A 19,313-nucleotide genomic window follows, 5' to 3' on the forward strand; every position below is an offset into this window, starting at 1 on the left:
CGTTGCCGGTAACGAATCCGCGGGAAGTCGGGTTGTTGAATCCGGTTGCGTTCACGAGCGAGCGGATTCCTGACGATCCGTTATCGCTCCCGCGACGTGCCGGCACGCGAACGGGAAATCCTTTAAAGCACGTGTGTGAACCAATAGCCGACTACTGATGCCACTCGATCCCGTCAGTTCGGTGTGCCGTCCGTCGGTGGGGTGGTCGCCGTGACCGGTTCGGGGCTGCTCGTGCCGGTCGCGGAGTCGGCCAGCCTCCGGGACACCGTCACGTACGCGGTGGAACAGGCGCTCGAGGGCGCCGACGAGGGCGGATCGCCGGCGTCGATCCACTTCGTCTACCCGCTCCCCGAGCGCGTCTCGTTCGGCGACCGCACCCGGCGGACCGACGACGCCAGAGCGCTGCTCGAGCGTGTCGGTTCGTGGGCCGATGCGGACGCCGGTGACGAGGAACTCGTGGTGGAGACCGCGCTGCTCGCCACCCACGAGTACCTCTCGACGCCCGACGACTACGCCGACGCGCTCGTCCGCTACGCCCAGCGCGAGGGCCTCACCCGTGCGGTGTTCGATCCGGGGTACGACCCCATCGGCTCGACGCCGCTGCTCCCGTCGCTCGAAGCGGAGGTCCGCCGTGCCGGCCTCGACGTCGACGAGGCGCCGGTCACGGCCGAACAGCAGGAGGCACAACTGGTCCGGCGCGGGACGCTCACCCAGTTCTTCGCGCTCTTCGGCACGTCCTACCTGTTCTACCTGCTGCTGGCGGGTTCGCTCAAACCGTTCGAACTCGCGACCGGCGCGATCACCGCCGGCATCGTCGCCGTCTCGCTGTGGCGCGTCTCGCTGACCTCGCCGGTCGACCCGAGTCGCTCGATCGGCCGCATCGCGCGGTTCGCGCTGTACGTCCCGTTCCTGCTCTGGGAAGTCATCAAGGCGAACTTCGAGATCGCCTACATCGTGCTCCACCCGGACCTCCCGATCGACCCGGAGGTCGTCGAACTCGACGCCGCCGTCTGGTCGGCGCTCCCGGTGACGACGCTCGCAAACAGCATCACGCTCACGCCGGGGACGCTCACCGTCGACGTGGAGCGGAGCCACCTCGTGGTCCACAGCCTCACCGGCGGCGCCCGCGAGGAACTGTTCGCCGGCACGCTCGAACGCGCGGTCCGGTTCGTCTTCTACGGCCGCGCCGCCGCCCGCATCCCGAGCCCGCTGGAGCGCCGGCAGGCCGAGGAACAGGCCGCGGAGGCCGCCGAGGAAGCCGCAGACACCGATACGGAGGAGACCGAATGATCGAACAGATACTACTGGGCGCCGCGACGGCGTTCGTGCTCGTCTCGCTGGTCGGCGTCTACCGGACCGTCACCGGGCCGACGATGCCCGACCGCGTCATCGCCATCAACTTCATCGGCTCGAACGTCGTGATCGTGATCGCGCTGATCGCCGCCGCCATCGGCGAGCCGGGCGCCCTCGACATCGCGCTGGTGTACGCCCTGCTGAACTTCCTGCTCAGCATCTCGATCTCGAAGTTCCAGGTCGACAGCGAGGAGGGGGTCCTATGACGCCACGCGAGATCCTCGTGTTGGTGCTCGCCGTCGGCGGCGTCTTCTTCGCCGTCGTCGCCGCGGTCGGGCTGATCCGGCTGCCGGACGTGTACTCGCGAGCCCACAGCTCCTCGAAGAGCGAGACGCTGGGCGCCGTCCTGGCGCTGAGCGCCGTCGCCGTCAGCTACGGGATCGGCCTCGAGGCGCTCAAAGTCGTCTTCCTGCTGACGTTCATGTTCCTGACCAACCCCACTGCCGCCCACGCGATCACCCGGGCGGCCCGCGAGCGGGGCATCGAGCCGTGGACCACGGAGGACGACCGATGACGGTCGCGCTCGAAATCGCGCTGTTGGCGCTGGTCGTCAGCGCCGCCGTCGCCACCGCCGTGCTGCGAAGCGTGTTGAGTTCCGTCGTCGCCTTCGGTGCCTACAGCCTCGGTATCGCGATCATCTGGGTGTTCCTCCGTGCTCCCGACGTGGGGCTCACCGAGGCCGCCGTCGGTGCCGGCATCATGACCGTCCTGTTCCTGCTCACTATCGTGAAAACCGACCTCCCGACCGTCGAACGGACCTTCGAACGGATCGACCTCCGGGCCGCCGGAGTCGCACTCGCGCTCGTGCTCGCGCTGTCGACAACCCTGTTCGCCCTCCCCGCGGTGGGCGACGCGGGCTCGGCGGTCGCGAGCGACGACGTGACGAACTACTACCTCGACAACGCCTACGAGGAGACCGAGGTCAAAAACGCCGTGACCGCCGTGCTCGCGGCCTACCGTGGCTTCGACACGATGGGTGAGGCCGTCGTGGTCTACTCGGCGGGCGTGGGACTGCTCGTCGTCCTCAACCGGGAGGTGTTCGGATGAGCGACGCGCCGGAGTCGACCGGCCGCCAGTCGACCTACGTCGGGAGCCCCATCATCATGGCCACCGTCCGGGTGGTGATGCCGTTCGTGTTCACGTTCGGCCTGTTCGTGATGTTCCACGGGGCCGACTCCTCCGGGGGCGGCTTCCAGGGCGGCGTCATCGTCGGCACCGTCGTGTTGATGCTCGGCATCGCGTTCGGCATCGACCCGACCCGCGAGTGGATCGGGCCGCGACTGCCGGTCGTACTGGTCGGCGTCGGTGTGCTCGCGTTCCTCTTTACGGGGTTCGGGAGCGTGCTGCTCGGCGCCGGCTTCCTCGAGTACTCGGTCTACCACGACCTCGGCATCCCCCACGCGACGAAGTACGGGATCGAGTTCGTGGAACTGGCCATCGGCGTCATCGTGGCCGGCATCGTCACCGGCCTGTTTTTCACCATCGCCGCGGGAGTCGGGGGTGACACCGAATGATCGACCTGCTCGCGTCCCGGAGCTACTTCCTCGTCGCGTTCCTGCTGTCGGGGATCGGGACGTACATGCTGATCGGCAACGGGAACCTGATCAAGAAGGTGATCGGGATGAACGTGTTCCAGACGGGGATCTTCCTCTTTTTCATCGCCTCGGCGTTCGTCAAGGGAGGGAGCCCCCCGTTGCTGACCGCACCCGAACCCTACGTCAGCCCGCTGCCACACGTGCTGATCCTGACGGCCATCGTCGTCGGGGTCAGCCTCACCGCGGTGGCGCTGGGGCTGATCGTCCGCATCTACGACGTGTACGGCTCGCTGGACGCCGCAGAGATCGAGGTGGTCGCCGATGAGTGACCTCCCCGCCATGCTGGTGGCGTTCCCGATGCTGTTCTCGGTGCTCGTCCTGCTGGCCGGGCTGGTCCGGCAGGACAGCGGCTGGCCGGTCGCGGCCGTCGGCGCCGCTGTCCAAGTCGTCGCGGCCGCCGTTCTCGCCAACCGCGCCTTCGAGGAGACCGTCACCTACGTCGTCGGCGGCTTCTCGGCACCGTTCGGCATCGAACTGGTCGTCGACGGCCTCTCGGCGACGATGGCCGTCCTCGTCGCCGTCGTCGCCCTCGCGGTGCTCGCGTACTCCCGTGTCGCTGGCCCGCGCTCGAACGCGTTCTACGCCGTCTACCTCCTGCTCGTCGGTGGGCTGACGGGCATGAGCATCACGGGGGACATCTTCAACATGTACGTGTTCCTCGAGATCACGGGGCTTGCGGCCTACGCGCTGGTCGCAAGCGGCGAGGGCGGCCGCTCGGCGCTGGCCGCGCTCAAGTACCTGATCGTGGGCACCATCGGCGCCAGCCTGTTCCTGCTCGGGATCGGCTACGCCTACGTCGCCACGGGGACCCTGAACATGGCCGACCTCTCGGCGCAGTTGCTCGAAGTCGGCTACGGCGACCCGCTCGTGCAGGCCTCCTTCGCCCTGCTGGTGATCGGCCTGTTCGTCAAGGTCGCCGTCTTCCCGCTGCACGCGTGGCAGCCGGACGCCTACGCCGGCGCGCCCGACTCCGTGAGCGCGTTCATCTCGGCGCTGGTGTCGACGGTCGCCGCCTACGCGCTGATCCGGATCGTGTTCACGGTGTTCACGATCGACTTCCTGCAGGCCAACCCCGAGGCACGCTCGCTGCTCGCTGCCGGCGCGGTGGTGAGCATCGTCTTCGGGAGCGTCCTCGCGGTCTCCCAGACGGAGATCAAACGGATGCTCGCGTACTCCTCGGTGTCCCAGTTCGGCCTCGTCGTCGGCGCCGTCGCCGTCGCGAACGAGACGGCGCTGCTCGGCGCGACGATCCACCTCGTCGGCCACGCCGTGATGAAGGGGGGACTCTTCCTCGCTGCGGGGCTGATCGCGACCGCCACGGGCGCCCGGACCGTCGACGACTACGCGGGGCTCGTCCAGCGGCTCCCCCTCGGGGCGGGTGCGTTCGGCGCGCTCGTGCTGGGGATGGTCGGCGTCCCGCCGGCGGTCGGCTTCGTCGGCAAGTGGTACGTCGCCCTCGGCGCCGTCGAGGCCGAGTCGTGGCCGCTCGCGGTCGTGATCCTCGCGAGCACGCTGCTGACGCTCGCGTACTTCGCGCGCATCCTCGAACGGATGTTCTTCCGTGAGCCCGCGAGCACCGACGCCGGGTCGGCGCAGGTCTCGCTCGGCATGAAGGCCACCGTCGTCGTCGCCGCGCTCGCGGCGGTCGTCCTCGGGATGCTCGCCTTCGAGTACGGACAGCTCCTCGAACCAACCGTCGCCGAACTACTCGCATAATGGAATCACTCAGACCTCTCGCGGCAGTGCTCGTCACGGCAGCCGCCATCATCCCGATCCTCGCGTCGCGCGGGCGGCCGAACCTCCGGGAGGGATGGACGCTGCTCGCAGCAGTCACGAACCTCGTCATCGTCGCCAGCATGGTGCCGGGCGTCCTGAACGGGACGACCTACGAGACGACGATCGGGACGTTCGTCCCCGGCGTGGAGTTCAGCCTGCAGGCCGACGCCCTCGGCGTGCTGTTCGGCCTGCTCGCCAGCCTGCTCTGGCTGGTCACGAGCTTCTACAGCATCGGGTACATGCGCGGCCTCGACGAGCACGACCAGACCCGCTACTTCGCGGCGTTCGCGGCCAGCGTCGCCTCGGCGGTCGGGATCGCCTTCGCGGCGAACCTGTTGATGCTGTTCGTGTTCTACGAACTGCTCACCGTCGCCACCTATCCGCTGGTCAGTCACGACGAGACCGACGAGGCCCGCGCGGCCGGTCGGAAGTACCTCACCTACACCTTCGGGGGCGGCGTCGCCGTCCTCGCGGGGTCGGTGATGGTCTACTGGCTGACCGGCACCACCGCGTTCACGCCCGGTGGCATCGCCGCCCTCGCCGGCGCCGATCCGCTGTACGCCCGCGTCGCGTTCGGCCTGCTGATCACCGGCTTCGGCGTCAAGGCGGCGCTGATGCCGCTGCACTCCTGGCTGCCCGACGCGATGGTTGCGCCGACGCCCGTCTCCGGCCTGCTCCACGCGGTCGCGGTCGTGAAGTCCGGCATCTTCGGGATCGCTCGCGTCATCCTCGACACCTACGGGCCCGAGACCGTCGCTCAGATCGGTATGGGCATCCCGCTGGCGGCGCTCGCCGCGTTCACGCTGGTGACCGCGAGCGTCATCGCGCTCCGGCAGGACAACCTCAAGCGCCGGCTCGCGTTCTCGACGGTGAGCCAGCTCTCCTACATCGTGCTCGGCCTGGCCGTCGGCGCCGCCGCGGCGCCCGGGGCGGCCGCCCGCTACGCGCTGATCGGCGGGCTGTTGCACATCCCCGCCCACGCGTTCATGAAGCTCACCCTGTTCTTCTGTGCGGGGGCGATCCACGTCGAGACCCACACCGACGACATCAGCGACATGGCCGGCATCGGCAAGCGGATGCCGCTGACGATGACCGCCTTCGGCGTCGCCGCGCTGGGGATGGCCGGCATCCCGGTCATCGCCGGCTTCGTCAGCAAGTACTTCCTGCTGATCGGCACCGTCTCGGCGGGATACCTCGCCTTCACGGGCGCGCTGTTGCTCTCGGGCATCCTCAACATCGCGTACTTCTGGCCGGTCGTCTACGCCGCCTTCTTCGAGTCGAAGGAGGGGACCGACGCCAAGCCGCTGATCGAGAACCCGATCGGCGGCCGCCTCTTCGGCGACGACGCCGAGGAACTGGCGACCGACGGCGGGCACGTCGACGATGACGATACCGACGACGCTGACGACCACGACGAACACGGTTACGCCGACGACCACGAGGGCGACCACGGCGACCACCACGGCCACGGCGGCGACTGGGACGTCCGCGGCTGGGCCGGGCAGGAGTCGACGTGGTTCATGCTCGGGCCCATCCTCTTTGCGGCCTCGGGCTCGATCCTCCTCGGCGTCGTTCCCGACGCCGCGGTGTTCCTCAGGATCGTCCGTGAGGTCGTCTTCGCGGTCACGGGGGTGCGGGTCTGATGGAGCCCATCGTCCCGCCCTTTGTCCCGGTGATCGTCGCCGCGCTCCTGCTGCCGTTCCTCGGCCGGAAGGCCGGCCACGCGTTCGCGGGCCTCGCCACCTTCGCGGTGGTCCCGTACGTCTGGCTCGTGGACTCAGGTGCCCACTTCACGGAGTTCGACCTGTTCGGCTTCGAGACGGTGATCTTCAACGTGGACCCGTTCTCGACGCTGATGGGGCTGATCTTCGCGTTCATCGGCGCCGCGGGGGTGCTCTACTCCTACTACAGCGACGCAGAGGCGATCCAGACGGCGTTCGCGCTCTCCTACGTCGCGAGCAGTCTCGGCGCCGTCTTCGGCGGTGACTGGCTCACGCTGATCTTCTTCTGGGAGCTGATGGCCGTCACCAGCACGCTGTTGGTCTGGCACTACGGCGGCAAGGCGGTGCGGGCCGGCTTCCGCTACGCCATCCTGCACGGCATCGGCGGCACGCTGCTGCTCGGTGCGGTGATCTGGCACTACGCGGAAGTGGGCTCGTTCCTCTTCAGCGACGCCAGCGGCCTCGCCGGTCCCGTCGCGCCGGTGCTCGGCGCCATCGGCGTCGGCGTCAACGTCGGCTTCATCGGCCTCCACGCGTGGCTGCCCGACACCTACCCGCGACCGCACATCGCGGCCAGCGTCTTCCTCTGTGTCTACACGACCAAGACCGGCGTCTACGGGATGTACCGCGTCTTCCCCGACGACGGCAACATCGCCGTCGCCTACATGGGCGGCCTGATGGCCGTCTTCGGGGCAACGATGGCGCTGTTCCAGAACGACATGCGCCGCCTGCTCTCCTACCACATCCAGTCGCAGGTGGGCTACATGGTCGCCGGCGTCGGCATCGGCGGCGCACTGGCACAGGCCGGCGCGTTCGCCCACGTGTTCAACCACATCCTCTACAAGGGGCTGCTGTTCATGGCCGCCGGCGTGGTGATCTACCGCACCGGCGAGTCGAGCCTGAAGAAGCTCGGCGGGCTCGCAAAGGAGATGCCGATCACCGCGGGGACGTTCACCGTGGCGGCGCTGTCGATCGCCGGCTTCCCCGGCTTCAACGGCTTCGTGAGCAAGGGAATCGTGATCTCGGCGAGCCACTACGACTTCGTGAAGGGCCCCCTCGTCATCGGGGACTTCTACACGCTCGAACTGCTGCTCCTGATCGGCGGCGTCGGGACGTTCATGTCGTTCATCAAGTTCGGCTACTACGCCTTCTTCCACGGCGAGTACGACGGCGAGGTGAAGGACGCCAACCGCGGCCAGTCGGTCGCGATGATCTCGGTCGCGGCGCTCTGTGTGTTCTACGGGATCTCCGACGGCTCGCTGTTCAGCCTGCTTCCCTACGACGTGACCGACGAGGCCGTCGTCTCCCACGTCTACCACACCTACACCGTCCCTCACTTGATCGAGGGGGTCGCCCTCGCCGTACTGGGGCTGATCGGCTTCCGTCTCGTCAAAAAGCCCCTCTCCGGGCTCGGGAAGGTGCCCGACGTGGACAAGCTCTACAACCCGGCGACGTTCTACGGCACGCGCTATCTGGTCGTGGGCGTCACCGAACTCTACGCCCGCGTCGACGACGCCGCGGTCGCGCTGGCCAAGCGCTCGGTCAGCACCGCAAAGAACCCCGAAGCCGCCCTCGCCGCGGCGACGGGTCGGGAGTCGATCCGGACCAAGGCTGGCATCGAGCGCAGCCTCATGCTCGTCCTGCTGGCGCTGGTCGCGGCGGTCGCGCTGCTGCTCTCGTAGCCCCCTTCGGCTCTTTCTCGGCCCTTTCCCCTCCCGACGACGCTCCCGCTCAGTCGGCGGCTTGCCCGCCGTCGATGGGGAGCGTGTGGCCGGTGATGTAGGAGGCGTCGTCAGAACAGAGGAACGCCACGGCGCCGGCCATCTCCTCGGGGTCGGCGATGCGGTCCATCGGCACCTCGCGCATCGCCGAGGTGTCGTAGTCGGCCAGCAGCGTCCGGACAACGGTCTTGAGCAGCCTCACGACCCGCCCGACCCGATCCCGGAGCGAGGAGCCACCGCCGCCGACGACTCCCGACTGGATGTTGGTCCGCGTCGGGCCGGGTGCGATGGCGTTCACCCGGACGCCCCGCGTGGCGTACTCGAGGGCGACGGACTTCGTCAGGCCGACGACGCCGTGTTTGCTCGCCGAATAGCTTGAGAGGCCGCCCATGCCGACGAGTCCGGCCTCGGAGGCCGTGTTGACGATGGCGCCGCCGCCGTTCTCGACCATGACCGGCAGTTCGGCCTTCATGCACGCCCAGACGCCCTTGAGGTTGATGTCGACGATGCGGTCCCACTGGGCCTCCTCGATGCCGGTCGTCTCAACGAAGCCCGTGAGGATGCCCGCGTTGTTGTGTGCGATGTCGAGGCCGCCGTAGCTTTCGACCGCCACGTCGACCATCTGCTCGACCGAGGCCGTATCGGACACGTCGACTTCGACGAACGTCGCTGCCCCGCCGGCGTCCTCGATCAGGTCGACCGTCTCGCGGCCGCCATCGGCGTCGATGTCGGCGACGACGACGTTCGCGCCCTCCTCAGCCAACCGCAGGGCCGACGCGCGGCCGATACCCGAGGACGCCCCGGTTACGACCGCCGTCCGCCCGTCGAACCGTTCCATGTCGTCTACATGACTCGTCCGTCGACATAGGCCTTCCCACGGGCTCCTCGCGGCGCCGACGACACCCGCTCCCGACAGCGCCCGTCAGTCCCCGCGAGGGAGTTCGACCGTGACCACCGTCCCCTCGGGTTCGCGCTCGGCGAAGTTGAGGCTCCCCCCCGAGTGGCTCACGACCAGGTAGACCAACCAGAGCCCCAGCCCCTGACCGTGGTTGACGACGGTCTCTGCGTCCGCGTCCGCGAGCACCTCGCTCTCCATCTCCGGGATGCCGGGGCCGTCGTCCGCGACGTGCACGCGGACGGCCTCCTCCCCGGCCTCGACGGTGACCTCGACGGTCGGCGACGCGCTGTCGTTGTGGATGATGGCGTTCCGGACCAGTTCCGCCAGCGCCGTCGACAGTTGGGGCACCGCCTCGACGGATACGGAACCGGGCCCCGACAGCGTCACGCTCGCGGCGGGGTACTGCTCGCGGACGTCGGCGACGGTCGACCCGAGCAGCCCCATCAGGTCCGTCGTCGTCGGCTCGGGGTCCTGCCTGAGGAAGTTCGTGATCACGTGTTCCTTCTCCATGTTCCGCAGGAGCGTCAGGCCCGTCCGTTCGATGGTGTCGGCGTAGGCGGCCACCGACGGATCTCCCTCCTCCCGGACCGAGTCAGCGAGGCCGTTCACGACGTTCATCTTGTTCCGGACGTTGTGTCTGAGGTACCGGTCCAGGATCTGGAGCTGCCGGTCCCGGACCTGCGCGTCGGTCACGTCCTGCTGGAACCCGATGTAGTTGACCACGGTTCCGTCCTCGTCGCGCACCGGGGCGACGTCGAGTCGGTTCCAGAACGCGGAGCCGTCGGCGCGGTAGTTCCGGATCGTCACCGAGACGGGCTCCTCGGCCTCGATCTTCCGGCGGAGCCTGGCGACTGTTTCCGGGTCCGTGTCCTCACCCTGTAGGAACCGACAGTTCCGGCCGATCGCTTCCTCCCGGCCGTACCCTGTCAGTTCGACGAACTGGTCGTTGACGTAGATCAGGGGGTTGTCCTCCTGTGCCGGGTCGGTCAGCGCGATCCCGACCGGCGCCTCGTCGACGGCGTTTTTCATCCGGAGCAACTGCCGTTCACGCTCCTTGCGGTCGGTGATCTCCTGGACCGTCCCCCGGATGCGAACCACCTCCCCGTCTTCACGCTGGGGCTCCCCGCGGGTGCGGATCCATCGCTGCTCGCCGTCGTCGCCGACGAGTCGGAGTTCGAGGTCGTAGGGGACGCCCTCCTCGACCGCCCGCTCGAAGGCGGCCTCTATCACCGGCCGGTCCTCCGGGTGGTAGCACTCGATGCTCCGCTCGGGGGTGAGGTCCGCGTCATCGGGGAGGCCGTGGATCCGCTTGACCTCCCGTGTCCCCCAGTGTTCCTCGGCACGAAGGTCGTACTCCCACGCGCCGACGTTCGCGATGTCCCCCGCCTTCCGGAACAGGTCGATCTGCCGTTCGAGTTCCTGCGCTTGGGTGCGCCGTACGGTGATGTCCTCGATCACGGCGACGACGTATGCGATCCCGTCGGACTCGTCCCGGATCGGCGCCATGTTCACCGACACCCACATGTCGTCGTGGTCCGGGCGCGAGACGACGTGCTCGAACCCGTAGACGGGGCTGTCGGTTTCGCGGACGCGCTTGAACGGGAGTTCCTCGGTCGGCACCGGGGTCCCGTCCGCCGACAGGGCCGTCCAGCGGTCGTTGTCGTACTTCCGGCCGATGAGGTCCGTCGGATCGAGGCCGACCACCTCCCCGGCGCGCGTGTTCGCTCGGATCACCGTGCCGTCGGGTTCGAGCACCAGCTTCGCCAGCGGGCTCGACTCGAACACCAGTTCCGTCAGCTTCCGTTCGGCCTCCAGATCCCGTGAGAACTCCCGCATCCGGAGGAGGTTCTCGATGCGGGCGGCGAGTTCGGCCTTCTGCATCGGGACGCGGAACAGGGAGTCGACGTGCTCTCGGAGCCCCGACTCGCTCGGCGCCGTCGAGGGGCCGCCCTCCAACAGCAGCGCCACCGGGGCGAACACCGGCGACTGTTCCGTGCGCCACTCCTCGAAGCGCTCGCCGGACCGTTCCACGGCGGCGGCGTCGATGATGCAGAGGTCCGTTCCGTCTGGAACGGGCCCCGAGAACTCGACGACCTCACAGTCGGTCAGGAGCTTCGTCAGCAGCTCCCGGTTCCGGTCGCGCGCGATGTCGAGGGCGATCCTCGGAGGCGACGACGTACGGCTCGGATCCATCGGTGCTACTCGCTCGGCGGGTCGTCGGCACCGGCGCCGACGGGTTCGGCGATCCCGGTCAGGATCCCGTGATAGCCGGCGAGTGGCTCACCCACCGATAGCCCGGTCCCGGACCTGATCTCGAGGCCCCGCATCGAGTTCTCGAAGTCGCTGTAGCGCTTCTTCAGGACGCCGATGGCCTTCTCGAGGCGCCCGTCGGTTTCGAGGTAGCGCAGGAAGACGATGTTGTCCGCCAGGTAGCTGATCTGGTGAGCCGTCGGCGAGAACTCGCCCGTCACGTACTGCACCTCCTCGATGAGTACGACGGTCACGCCCATCCGCTTGAGGTAGCGACAGAGCGCGTGCAGCTCCCGGGTGAGCGCCGCCGCCGAGTCGTCGCCCCGCAGTCCCTGTCGGTAGCCCACGATGCCGTCGAGCATGACGAACTCGACGCCGCGGTCCTCGACTGCCTCCCTGACGTCGGCGGCGAACTCGTCGGGGCTCCGGGTGAGCGCCTCGACTTCCTCGACCTCGAGGCCGCCGTCGGCGACGTAGCCCTCGACGTCCATGCCCAGGTTCGCCGCGCGGTAGAGGTAGTCGGGGCGGAGTTCCTCGAAGAGGTAGACGATCCCCCGCTGTCCACGCTCGGCGGCCGCCCGGACGAACTGTGTGCCCGTCGTCGTCTTCCCGACGCCGGAGGGCCCCGAGACGACCGTCACGGAGCCGCGCTCGATCCCCCCGCCGAGCAGTTCGTCGAGTTCGGGGATGTCTGACGGGAGCTGTGTCCGCTCGTAGTCCCGGTAGTGGTCGCCCGGCACGAGCTTGGGATACACCCGTCCGCCGGTACCGGGGTGGATGCGGAAGGTGTGTCTCCCGGCGGCGAACTCGGACCCTCGGTACTTCGTCACCTCGAGGGTCCGTTGGTTGGTCGTTCGCTCCACGTCGATGACGCTGTTCCCGAGGAACTGGAGGTCGTCCTCCTCGTCGGTGCCGGGCGATTGGGCGGTACAGACCGTCGTGACGCCGCGGTCGGTGAGGGCGTTGAACAGCGCGGAGATCTTCCGACGGAACTGGAAGCCGTCGGGGAGCAGCGACCGGAGCTCCGACAGCGGGTCGATGACGAGCCGGTCGACGTCGCTCGTCTCGAGTTCCCCCGCGACCCGGTCCAGCAAGTCCTCCCCGTCGACCTGTTCGGTGGGGAAGACGGTGTAGGACTCGTCGGCGAAGAACTGCTCGCCGCTCGGGCTGAGGTCGAGCACGCGGACGTCCGAGAGGTCGATGCCGAGCGCGGCCGCGTTGCGTCGGAGCTCGTGCTCCCGCTCCTCGAAGCCAACGTAGAGGCCGTCCCCGCCCGCGGCGAGGAACTGCAGGGCGAGGATCGTCTTCCCGGTTCCGTGTCCCCCGTAGACGATGGTGGTCTGTCCTTCCGGAACCCCCCCGTACAACACGTCGTCGAGCCCCGGCGTGCCGGACGGGATCTTCGAAAGATCCTCCGCGTTCATGGGGTGTCTCTCTACCGGATTAGCATAAATTGCCGGGCCATTCGGACCCGACCCCCCGGACCGGGGTAGTTCGCTATCCTCGCATGCGGTTTATCGATCGCCCCGTCCCCGTCCGTGGCTTTATACAGGTGGCCTCGGTAATCCGCCCATGAGCAACCGAGCCGACGACCTCGAGTCGCAAGTCGCGGACCTCCAAGCAACCGTCGACGGGCTGACCGAGGAACTCGTCGAGACCAAAGAGCGGGTCCGCCAACTCGAGCAGACGACCAAGGAACTCGAGGCGGAGGCCGAGGCGGCGAAGAACCAGTCCCAGCAGCGCGTGACGGCGACCCAGAGCCAAGGCGAGAGTCGGAGTACGGCACAGGAGCAGGCCGACGCCCGCGGCACCGACGAGCGACGTGACGCCGAGTTCGTCGCCAACCGCGACACCACCGAGGAGGCCGCTCAGGAGGCAGAGCCGGCCGCCACCGAGACCGAGGAGGACTCCGACGACGACGACGGCGACGACATCATCGTCGCGTAAGGTCGCATGCACATTCAGGAACTCGTTCTGGACGATTTCAAGAGCTTCGGGCGTGAGACCCACATCCCGTTCTACGAGGACTTCACCGTCATCACCGGGCCCAACGGCTCGGGGAAGTCGAACATCATCGACGGGGTGCTGTTCGCGCTGGGGCTCGCCCGTACGCGTGGCATCCGCGCGGAGAAGCTCACGGACCTGATCTACAACCCCGGCGGCGAGGGAACGACGACCGGCGGCCCCCGAGAGGCGTCGGTGACGGTCGTGCTGGACAACTCCGACGGCACCCTCACCCGCTCGCAGGTCACCACCGCCGCCGGCAGCGACAACGTCGGCGACGTGGAGGAGATCACGGTCAAACGCCGCGTGAAAGAGACCGACGACAACTACTACTCCTACTACTACCTCAACGGCCGCTCCACGAACCTCTCGGACATTCAGGACCTGCTGGCGCAGGCCGGCATCACCCCCGAGGGCTACAACGTCGTCATGCAGGGCGACGTGACCGAGATCATCAACATGACTCCCTACCAGCGGCGGGGGATCATCGACGAGATCGCCGGCGTCGCCGAGTTCGACGCGAAGAAGGAGTCGGCCCGCGAGGAACTCGAAGTCGTCGAGGAGCGCGTCGACGAGGCAGACCTCCGGATCGAGGAGAAGGAGGACCGACTCGACCAGTTGGCCGACGAGCGCGAGACAGCCCTCGAGTACCAGGAGCTCCGCGACGAGCGCGAGGAGTACGAGGGCTACCTCAGAGCCGCCGAACTGGAGGAGAAGCGCGCGGACCTCGAACGGACCGAGTCGAAGATCGACGACGCCGAGGCCGACCTCGAAGGGAAGCGGGCCGCCCTCGACGAGGCCGAGGGGAAACTCACCCGGCTCGAGGACGACCTCGACGAACTCGACTCGGAGATCGAGCGGACCGGCGAGGACGAACAGCTCCGGGTCAAAAGCGAGATCGAGGAGGTCAAAGGCGAGATCGCCCGGCTGGAGGACCGCATCGAGGCCAGCCAGGAGCGCATCGACGAGGCCGACGCCGAGCGCCGCAGCGCGTTCGTCGACATCGACCGCAAGGAAGAGGAGATCGAGGAACTGGACGACGAGATCCGGAGCCTGAAAGTCGAGAAAGCCAACGTCAAAAGCGAGATCGTCTCGAAGGAGACCGACCTCGCCGAGGTCGAAGCCGAGATCGAGAACGTCGACACCGCCTTCGACGAACTCAAAGCCGACCTCCAGACCGCGAAGGACGAACTGGAGTCCCTGCGCGAGGCGAAAAACGAGAAACAGCGCGAGAAGGACCGCCTGCTCGACGAGGCCCGTCGGCGCTCGAACCGCGTCAGCGACGCCGAGGACGAGCTACAGGAGGTCCGCGACTCGCTGCCGGACCTCAAAGCGCGGGTCTCGAACCTCCACTCGGAACTGAACAAAGCCGAGAAAAACGAGTCGACGGCCGACGGGATGGTCGAGGACCTCAAGGAGCGCAAGCAGGAACTCAAAGGCGACCTCTCGACGGTCGACGAGAAGCTCCGGACCCGGCGCAACGAGTACGCCGAACTGGAGGCCAAAGCGGGCGACACCGGCGACACCTCGTGGCCCCGCGCGGTCACGTCGATCAAGAACGCCGGCAAGCGCGGCGTCCACGGTCCCGTGGGCGAACTCGCCTCCGTCCCTCGGGAGTACGCCGAAGCCTGTGAGACCGCCGCCGGCGGCCGCCTCGCCAACGTCGTCGTCGACGACGACGGCGTCGGTTCGGAGTGTATCGACTACCTGAAGTCCCGGAACGCGGGCCGGGCGACGTTCCTCCCGATGACGGAGATGGACGACCGCAGCCTGCCCCGCGAGCCGAACGACCCCGGCGTCGTCGGCTTCGCCCGTGACCTCGTGGACTACGAGGACCGCTACTCGGGTATCTTCTCCTACGTCCTCGGCTCCACGCTGGTCGTCGAGGACATGGACACCGCCCGGCACCTGATGGGCCAGTACCGAATGGTCACGCTCTCGGGCGATCTGGTGGAGAAGTCCGGCGCCATGACCGGCGGCTCCGGCGGCGGGTCGCGGTACAGCTTCAGCAAGTCCGGCGGCGGCCGACTCGAACGGCTGGCCGAGGAGATCCACGACCTCGAGGACGAGCGCCGTTCGATCCAGAGCGACCTCGACGGCGTCGAGGACGACCTCACCGACGCCCGCGAACGCAAGACGGCGGCGACCGAGAAGGTGCGTTCGATCGAGACCGACATCGCGAGCGCCGAGGACGACGTGGCCGACGCCGAGGCCCGGATCGAGGAACTGGAGGACGAACTCGCCGACCTCCGGGAGGAGCGCGAGGAAGTCGACGCGGAGATGACGGAACTGGACGCCGAGATCGCCGACCTCGACGCCGAGATCGAGGAGACGGAGGCCGAGATCGCCGAGATCGAGGCCGAGATGGCCGACTCGGAGATCCCCGAACTCTCCGCGCGCGCCGACGAGATCCGCGAGGAGATCGAGGCGTTGGAGGACCGCAGCGACGACCTCGACGCCGACCTCGCCGACCGCCGCCGCGAACAGGAGTACGCCGAGGACGCCCTCGACGACCTCCACGAGACCGTCGAGTCCGCCCAGAACCGCAAGGCAGAACTCGAAGACGACATCGCCGAGTTCGAGGCCGCCATCGAGGAGCAGCAGGACCTGCTGGCGGAGAAACGCGAGACGGTCGAGGAGCTCGAAGAGCAGCTCGCGGACCTCAAAGCCGAGCGTGAGGAGCTCAAAGCCGAGGTACGGGACGCCAGATCGACGCGTGACGAGCGCAAGGACGCCGCGGACAAGGTCGAGTCCCGCCTCGACTCGCTGAAACGCAGCGCGGTCGCGCTGAGCGAGGAGATCTCCGACCTCAGCAGCAAAGTCGGCGACTACGACCCCAAGGAGATCCCCGACCACGACGAGGTCGAGTCGGAGATCGAGCGCCTGACCGCCGCCATGGAGGCGTTGGAGCCGGTCAACATGCTCGCCATCGACGACTACGACGAGGTCGAGGACGACCTCGAAGAACTCCGCGAACAGCGCCGCGTGCTCGTCGAGGAGCGCGACGGGATCGAGGAGCGCATCGAGGGGTTCGAACAGCGCAAGGTCGAGACGTTCATGGAGGCGTTCGAGGCCATCGACGAGCAGTTCCAGCACATCTTCTCGCGGCTCTCGGACGGCTCGGGCGAACTGGTACTCGAGAACCCCGAGGACCCCTTCGAGGAGGGGCTGACGATGAAGGCCCAGCCCGCGGACAAGCCGGTCCAGCGGCTGGACGCCATGAGCGGCGGGGAGAAGTCCCTGACCGCGCTGGCGTTCATCTTCGCGATCCAGCGCCACAACCCCGCGCCGTTCTACGCGCTCGACGAGGTGGACGCGTTCCTCGACGCCGTCAACGCCGAGCGCGTCGGGGAGATGGTCGACGACCTCGCGGGCGACGCGCAGTTCGTCGTCGTCAGCCACCGCTCGGCGCTGCTCGACCGCTCCGAGCGCGCCATCGGCGTCACGATGCAGGAGAACAACGTCTCGGCGGTCACGGGGATCGACCTCGCGGGCGGCGAGAACCCCGAGGCAGAGGTGGCGACTGATGACTAGTGGGGACCGATGAGCGAGGACGAGGAGTTCTCGTTCAGCCTCTCGCCCGACCGCCCCGAGACCGGCGACCCGGGCGTCGACGACGGCCTGCTCAGCGAGGAGGCGACGGACGACGACGCCGACGAGAGCGAGGGCGAAGTCGAACCCGTCGAAGTGCTCGTCAACCTCGCCGAGGCCGGCGAAATCGACCCGTGGGACATCGACATCGTCGCCGTCACCGACGCGTTTCTCGAGGAACTGGACTCGGCTGACCTCCGGGCCTCGGGTCGGGCGCTGTTCTACGCCTCGGTCCTACTGCGGATGAAGTCCGACGCCATGCTCGGGGAGAACGAACCCGACGAGCCGGAGCCGGACCCGTGGGAGTTGGCGATGGAGGGCGATGCGCCCCCGCCCGGCGAGGACGCCGGCTTCGACCCCGTCGATCAGTTGGAAGCGGAGATGGACCGCCGGCTGGAGCGCAAATCCACCCGCGGCACCCCCGAGACGCTGGACGAACTGGTCAGGGAACTCCGGGACGCCGAGCGCGGGACGTGGTGGAAGGAGTCCCGCAGCTACGACACGACTGACTCGCCGGGCGGGTTCGAGCGCGGCCCGCAGACGCTCGACTACCACGCCGGCGACGACTTCCGGCGCGACGCCGAGCCGACCGAGGCGGACGTGACCGACACCACTCACAGCGAGGACATCGACGCCGTCATCGCCGACGTGGACGCCGCCCTGACCGACCAGTACGACCGCGGCCGCGATGAGGTGCTGTTCGCGGAGGTCCGCGATGCCGGCGGCCGGCCGGTGATGACGTACCTCGCCCTGCTGTTCCTCTCGAACCGCGGCGACGCGCGACTCTCCCAGGACGACCTGTTCGGCGACCTCTGGGTACAGGACCCCGAAGCCGTCGATCCGGCGGGGCCGGGCGGTGCCGGTATCGTCGAGGCGGCGGACGGGGCCGAGACCGGGGCTGGGGCTGCGGGCACCGGGGCGGAGTCGACGGAACCACCGGAGGGCGACGACGGGAGCGACGACGCCTGAGCCGTCCGAAACGCCTAACCGAACCCCGGGAGAACGACCGGTATGGCTGCTCCAGCGAACATCGTCGGCGAGGCGCTCGACTTCCTCGTCTCGAACCCCCTGTTTACCGTGGTGCTGGCGGGGATGCTGGGGTTCGTTTTCTTCATGTATCTGTTAGTGCGCCGGACGCTGTTGGGACTGCGCGAAGGCTACGACAGCGGGAAGAGTCGATGACCGAGGACGGATGGTAGACCCGGCGACCATCGGGACGGCCGTCGTCGCTGCCCTCGCCAGCCTGTTCATGGCGTGGGCCATCGGCGCCGGCTCCTCGGGGTCGACGCCCTTCGCCCCCGCGGTCGGCGCCAACGCCATCTCGGTGATGCGCGCGGGGCTGGTGGTCGGGGTCCTGGGCTTTGCCGGCGCGGTGTTGCAGGGCCAGAGCGTCACCGAGGCGGTCGGCTCGGAACTCATCGGCGGCGTCTCCATTTCGGCGCTGGCGGCGACGGTCGGCCTGCTGACCGCGGCCATCCTCGTCGCGCTGGGCGTGTTCAAGGGCTACCCCATCGCCACCGCGTTCACGGTCACCGGCGCCGTCGTCGGCGTCGGCCTCGCGATGGGCGGCACGCCCGCGTGGGCGAAGTACCGACAGATCGTGACGCTGTGGGTGCTCACGCCGTTCATCGGCGGCGGGATCGCCTACGTCACCGCGCGACTGCTCCGCGCCGACTGGGTCCCCGAACGCACGCTCGTCCCCGCACTCGCGGGGCTTGTCGGCGCCATCGTCGCCAACATCCAGTTCGCGCTGCTGGGCGGGAGCGGGGGCGGCGGCTCCATCGCCGGCGAGATCGCGCGCCCGATCGGCGAGGGGCTCGCCCTTCGGGCCGGCGCGACCCTCGCCATCGCCGCGCTCGTCGCCACGACCGTCGCCGCCGACGCCAGCCGGGACGAGGAGGGCGCCCAGCGCCGGTTCCTGCTCGCTCTCGGCGGGCTGGTCGCGTTCTCCGCGGGCGGCTCGCAGGTCGGGCTGGCCATCGGCCCGCTCGTGCCGCTGCTCGACACGTTCGACTCCATCCCGGTGTTCGCGCTCCTGTTCGGCGGCGGTATCGGCCTGCTGGCCGGCTCGTGGACGGGCGCACCCCGGATGATCAAGGCACTCTCGCAGGACTACTCCAGTCTGGGGCCGCGGCGTTCCATCGCCGCGCTGATCCCGAGTTTCGCCATCGCACAGGTCGCCGTCGCCTTCGGGATCCCCGTCTCGTTCAACGAGATCATCGTCTCGGCCATCGTTGGTTCGGGTTTCGCCGCGGGCGGCGCCGGCGTGAGCCGGAAGAAGATGCTGTTCACCGTGCTCGCGTGGGTCGGATCGCTCGCGCTCTCGCTGGCGGTCAGTTTCGGCGTGATGACCGCCATCGGGGCGCTGTAGCCTCGGGCGGCCCCGTCCCTCGACACCGTTCCG

Annotated in this window: 17 protein-coding genes; 14 read left to right on the forward strand and 3 right to left on the reverse strand. The window is 68.5% G+C overall.

The features are described 5' to 3' along the window. Positions 1 to 183: 183 nt before the first annotated feature. From NO998_RS12420 to NO998_RS12460, 9 genes are read left to right on the forward strand one after another with little or no spacing between them, the layout of a single operon-like run. Positions 184 to 1,290, forward strand: coding sequence for a monovalent cation/H+ antiporter subunit E (locus NO998_RS12420; protein WP_267647537.1), 1,107 nt, complete (start codon positions 184 to 186; stop codon positions 1,288 to 1,290). Further along, positions 1,287 to 1,559: a monovalent cation/H+ antiporter complex subunit F gene (locus NO998_RS12425; RefSeq protein ID WP_267647538.1), complete on the forward strand. Its 273-nt coding sequence runs from the start codon at positions 1,287 to 1,289 to the stop codon at positions 1,557 to 1,559. Before NO998_RS12420 ends, NO998_RS12425 begins: the two co-directional genes overlap by 4 nt. Then, positions 1,556 to 1,867 (forward strand): monovalent cation/H(+) antiporter subunit G, encoded by a 312-nt coding sequence (mnhG, locus tag NO998_RS12430; RefSeq protein ID WP_267647539.1) that lies wholly within the window; start codon positions 1,556 to 1,558, stop codon positions 1,865 to 1,867. Before NO998_RS12425 ends, mnhG begins: the two co-directional genes overlap by 4 nt. Next, on the forward strand, positions 1,864 to 2,400 hold the full coding sequence (locus NO998_RS12435; RefSeq protein WP_267647540.1) for a DUF4040 domain-containing protein: 537 nt from the start codon (positions 1,864 to 1,866) through the stop codon (positions 2,398 to 2,400). The genes mnhG and NO998_RS12435 overlap by 4 nt, the downstream gene beginning before the upstream one ends. Continuing rightward, positions 2,397 to 2,867, forward strand: a complete 471-nt coding sequence (locus tag NO998_RS12440; RefSeq protein WP_267647541.1) for an MnhB domain-containing protein — start codon at positions 2,397 to 2,399, stop codon at positions 2,865 to 2,867. The genes NO998_RS12435 and NO998_RS12440 overlap by 4 nt, the downstream gene beginning before the upstream one ends. After that, entirely contained in the window at positions 2,864 to 3,217 is a 354-nt protein-coding gene (locus NO998_RS12445; protein ID WP_267647542.1) for a cation:proton antiporter subunit C, read from the forward strand. Before NO998_RS12440 ends, NO998_RS12445 begins: the two co-directional genes overlap by 4 nt. After that, on the forward strand, positions 3,210 to 4,664 hold the full coding sequence (locus NO998_RS12450; RefSeq protein ID WP_267647543.1) for a monovalent cation/H+ antiporter subunit D family protein: 1,455 nt from the start codon (positions 3,210 to 3,212) through the stop codon (positions 4,662 to 4,664). Before NO998_RS12445 ends, NO998_RS12450 begins: the two co-directional genes overlap by 8 nt. Next, entirely contained in the window at positions 4,664 to 6,367 is a 1,704-nt protein-coding gene (locus NO998_RS12455; protein WP_267647545.1) for a cation:proton antiporter, read from the forward strand. The genes NO998_RS12450 and NO998_RS12455 overlap by 1 nt, the downstream gene beginning before the upstream one ends. Continuing rightward, positions 6,367 to 8,127, forward strand: coding sequence for a Na(+)/H(+) antiporter subunit D (locus NO998_RS12460; protein ID WP_267647546.1), 1,761 nt, complete (start codon positions 6,367 to 6,369; stop codon positions 8,125 to 8,127). Before NO998_RS12455 ends, NO998_RS12460 begins: the two co-directional genes overlap by 1 nt. Positions 8,128 to 8,176: 49 nt before the next feature. Here NO998_RS12460 and NO998_RS12465 read toward each other — a convergent pair whose 3' ends face one another. From NO998_RS12465 to NO998_RS12475, 3 genes are all read right to left on the reverse strand, one after another. Continuing rightward, positions 8,177 to 9,004, reverse strand: coding sequence for an SDR family NAD(P)-dependent oxidoreductase (locus tag NO998_RS12465; protein WP_267647547.1), 828 nt, complete (start codon positions 9,002 to 9,004; stop codon positions 8,177 to 8,179). 84 nt (positions 9,005 to 9,088) lie between these two features. Beyond that, on the reverse strand, positions 9,089 to 11,257 hold the full coding sequence (locus NO998_RS12470; RefSeq protein ID WP_267647548.1) for a PAS domain S-box protein: 2,169 nt from the start codon (positions 11,255 to 11,257) through the stop codon (positions 9,089 to 9,091). 5 nt (positions 11,258 to 11,262) lie between these two features. Then, positions 11,263 to 12,738, reverse strand: coding sequence for an ATPase domain-containing protein (locus NO998_RS12475; protein ID WP_267647549.1), 1,476 nt, complete (start codon positions 12,736 to 12,738; stop codon positions 11,263 to 11,265). 148 nt (positions 12,739 to 12,886) lie between these two features. Here NO998_RS12475 and NO998_RS12480 point away from each other — a divergent pair, with 148 nt between their 5' ends. Genes NO998_RS12480 through NO998_RS12500 form a run of 5 tightly spaced genes read left to right on the forward strand, consistent with a single transcriptional unit; the run spans position 12,887 to position 19,280 of the window. Beyond that, positions 12,887 to 13,261 carry a DUF7518 family protein gene (locus NO998_RS12480; protein ID WP_267647550.1) on the forward strand — a complete coding sequence of 125 codons (375 nt, stop codon included), beginning with the start codon at positions 12,887 to 12,889 and terminating at the stop codon, positions 13,259 to 13,261. 6 nt (positions 13,262 to 13,267) lie between these two features. Continuing rightward, positions 13,268 to 16,852, forward strand: coding sequence for a chromosome segregation protein SMC (gene smc / locus NO998_RS12485; RefSeq protein WP_267647551.1), 3,585 nt, complete (start codon positions 13,268 to 13,270; stop codon positions 16,850 to 16,852). A gap of 9 nt (positions 16,853 to 16,861) precedes the next feature. Beyond that, the gene (locus NO998_RS12490; RefSeq protein ID WP_267647552.1) at positions 16,862 to 17,878 is read left to right on the forward strand and encodes a segregation/condensation protein A; all 1,017 of its coding nucleotides are present in this window, start codon (positions 16,862 to 16,864) and stop codon (positions 17,876 to 17,878) included. 42 nt (positions 17,879 to 17,920) lie between these two features. After that, a complete protein-coding gene (locus NO998_RS12495) occupies positions 17,921 to 18,091 on the forward strand; it encodes a DUF7859 family protein (protein ID WP_267647553.1) in 171 nt (56 codons plus the stop codon). Between the two features lie 10 nt (positions 18,092 to 18,101). Further along, a complete protein-coding gene (locus tag NO998_RS12500; RefSeq protein WP_267647554.1) occupies positions 18,102 to 19,280 on the forward strand; it encodes an inorganic phosphate transporter in 1,179 nt (392 codons plus the stop codon). The last annotated feature ends 33 nt before the right edge of the window (positions 19,281 to 19,313 follow it).

Origin of the sequence: Halolamina litorea, assembly GCF_026616205.1 — an archaeon.
GTDB classification, from domain to species: domain Archaea; phylum Halobacteriota; class Halobacteria; order Halobacteriales; family Haloferacaceae; genus Halolamina; species Halolamina litorea.

Excerpts from the sequence above, each read along its gene's own strand:
- NO998_RS12425 (WP_267647538.1), top strand. The coding sequence starts at position 1,287 with ATGATCGAACAGATACTACTGGGCGCCGCGACGGCGTTCGTGCTCGTC.
- mnhG (WP_267647539.1), top strand. The coding sequence starts at position 1,556 with ATGACGCCACGCGAGATCCTCGTGTTGGTGCTCGCCGTCGGCGGCGTC.
- NO998_RS12435 (WP_267647540.1), top strand. The coding sequence starts at position 1,864 with ATGACGGTCGCGCTCGAAATCGCGCTGTTGGCGCTGGTCGTCAGCGCC.
- NO998_RS12440 (WP_267647541.1), top strand. The coding sequence starts at position 2,397 with ATGAGCGACGCGCCGGAGTCGACCGGCCGCCAGTCGACCTACGTCGGG.
- NO998_RS12445 (WP_267647542.1), top strand. The coding sequence starts at position 2,864 with ATGATCGACCTGCTCGCGTCCCGGAGCTACTTCCTCGTCGCGTTCCTG.
- NO998_RS12450 (WP_267647543.1), top strand. The coding sequence starts at position 3,210 with ATGAGTGACCTCCCCGCCATGCTGGTGGCGTTCCCGATGCTGTTCTCG.
- NO998_RS12455 (WP_267647545.1), top strand. The coding sequence starts at position 4,664 with ATGGAATCACTCAGACCTCTCGCGGCAGTGCTCGTCACGGCAGCCGCC.
- NO998_RS12460 (WP_267647546.1), top strand. The coding sequence starts at position 6,367 with ATGGAGCCCATCGTCCCGCCCTTTGTCCCGGTGATCGTCGCCGCGCTC.
- NO998_RS12465 (WP_267647547.1), bottom strand. The coding sequence starts at position 9,004 with ATGGAACGGTTCGACGGGCGGACGGCGGTCGTAACCGGGGCGTCCTCG.
- NO998_RS12470 (WP_267647548.1), bottom strand. The coding sequence starts at position 11,257 with ATGGATCCGAGCCGTACGTCGTCGCCTCCGAGGATCGCCCTCGACATC.
- NO998_RS12475 (WP_267647549.1), bottom strand. The coding sequence starts at position 12,738 with ATGAACGCGGAGGATCTTTCGAAGATCCCGTCCGGCACGCCGGGGCTC.
- NO998_RS12480 (WP_267647550.1), top strand. The coding sequence starts at position 12,887 with ATGAGCAACCGAGCCGACGACCTCGAGTCGCAAGTCGCGGACCTCCAA.
- smc (WP_267647551.1), top strand. The coding sequence starts at position 13,268 with ATGCACATTCAGGAACTCGTTCTGGACGATTTCAAGAGCTTCGGGCGT.
- NO998_RS12490 (WP_267647552.1), top strand. The coding sequence starts at position 16,862 with ATGAGCGAGGACGAGGAGTTCTCGTTCAGCCTCTCGCCCGACCGCCCC.
- NO998_RS12495 (WP_267647553.1), top strand. The coding sequence starts at position 17,921 with ATGGCTGCTCCAGCGAACATCGTCGGCGAGGCGCTCGACTTCCTCGTC.
- NO998_RS12500 (WP_267647554.1), top strand. The coding sequence starts at position 18,102 with ATGGTAGACCCGGCGACCATCGGGACGGCCGTCGTCGCTGCCCTCGCC.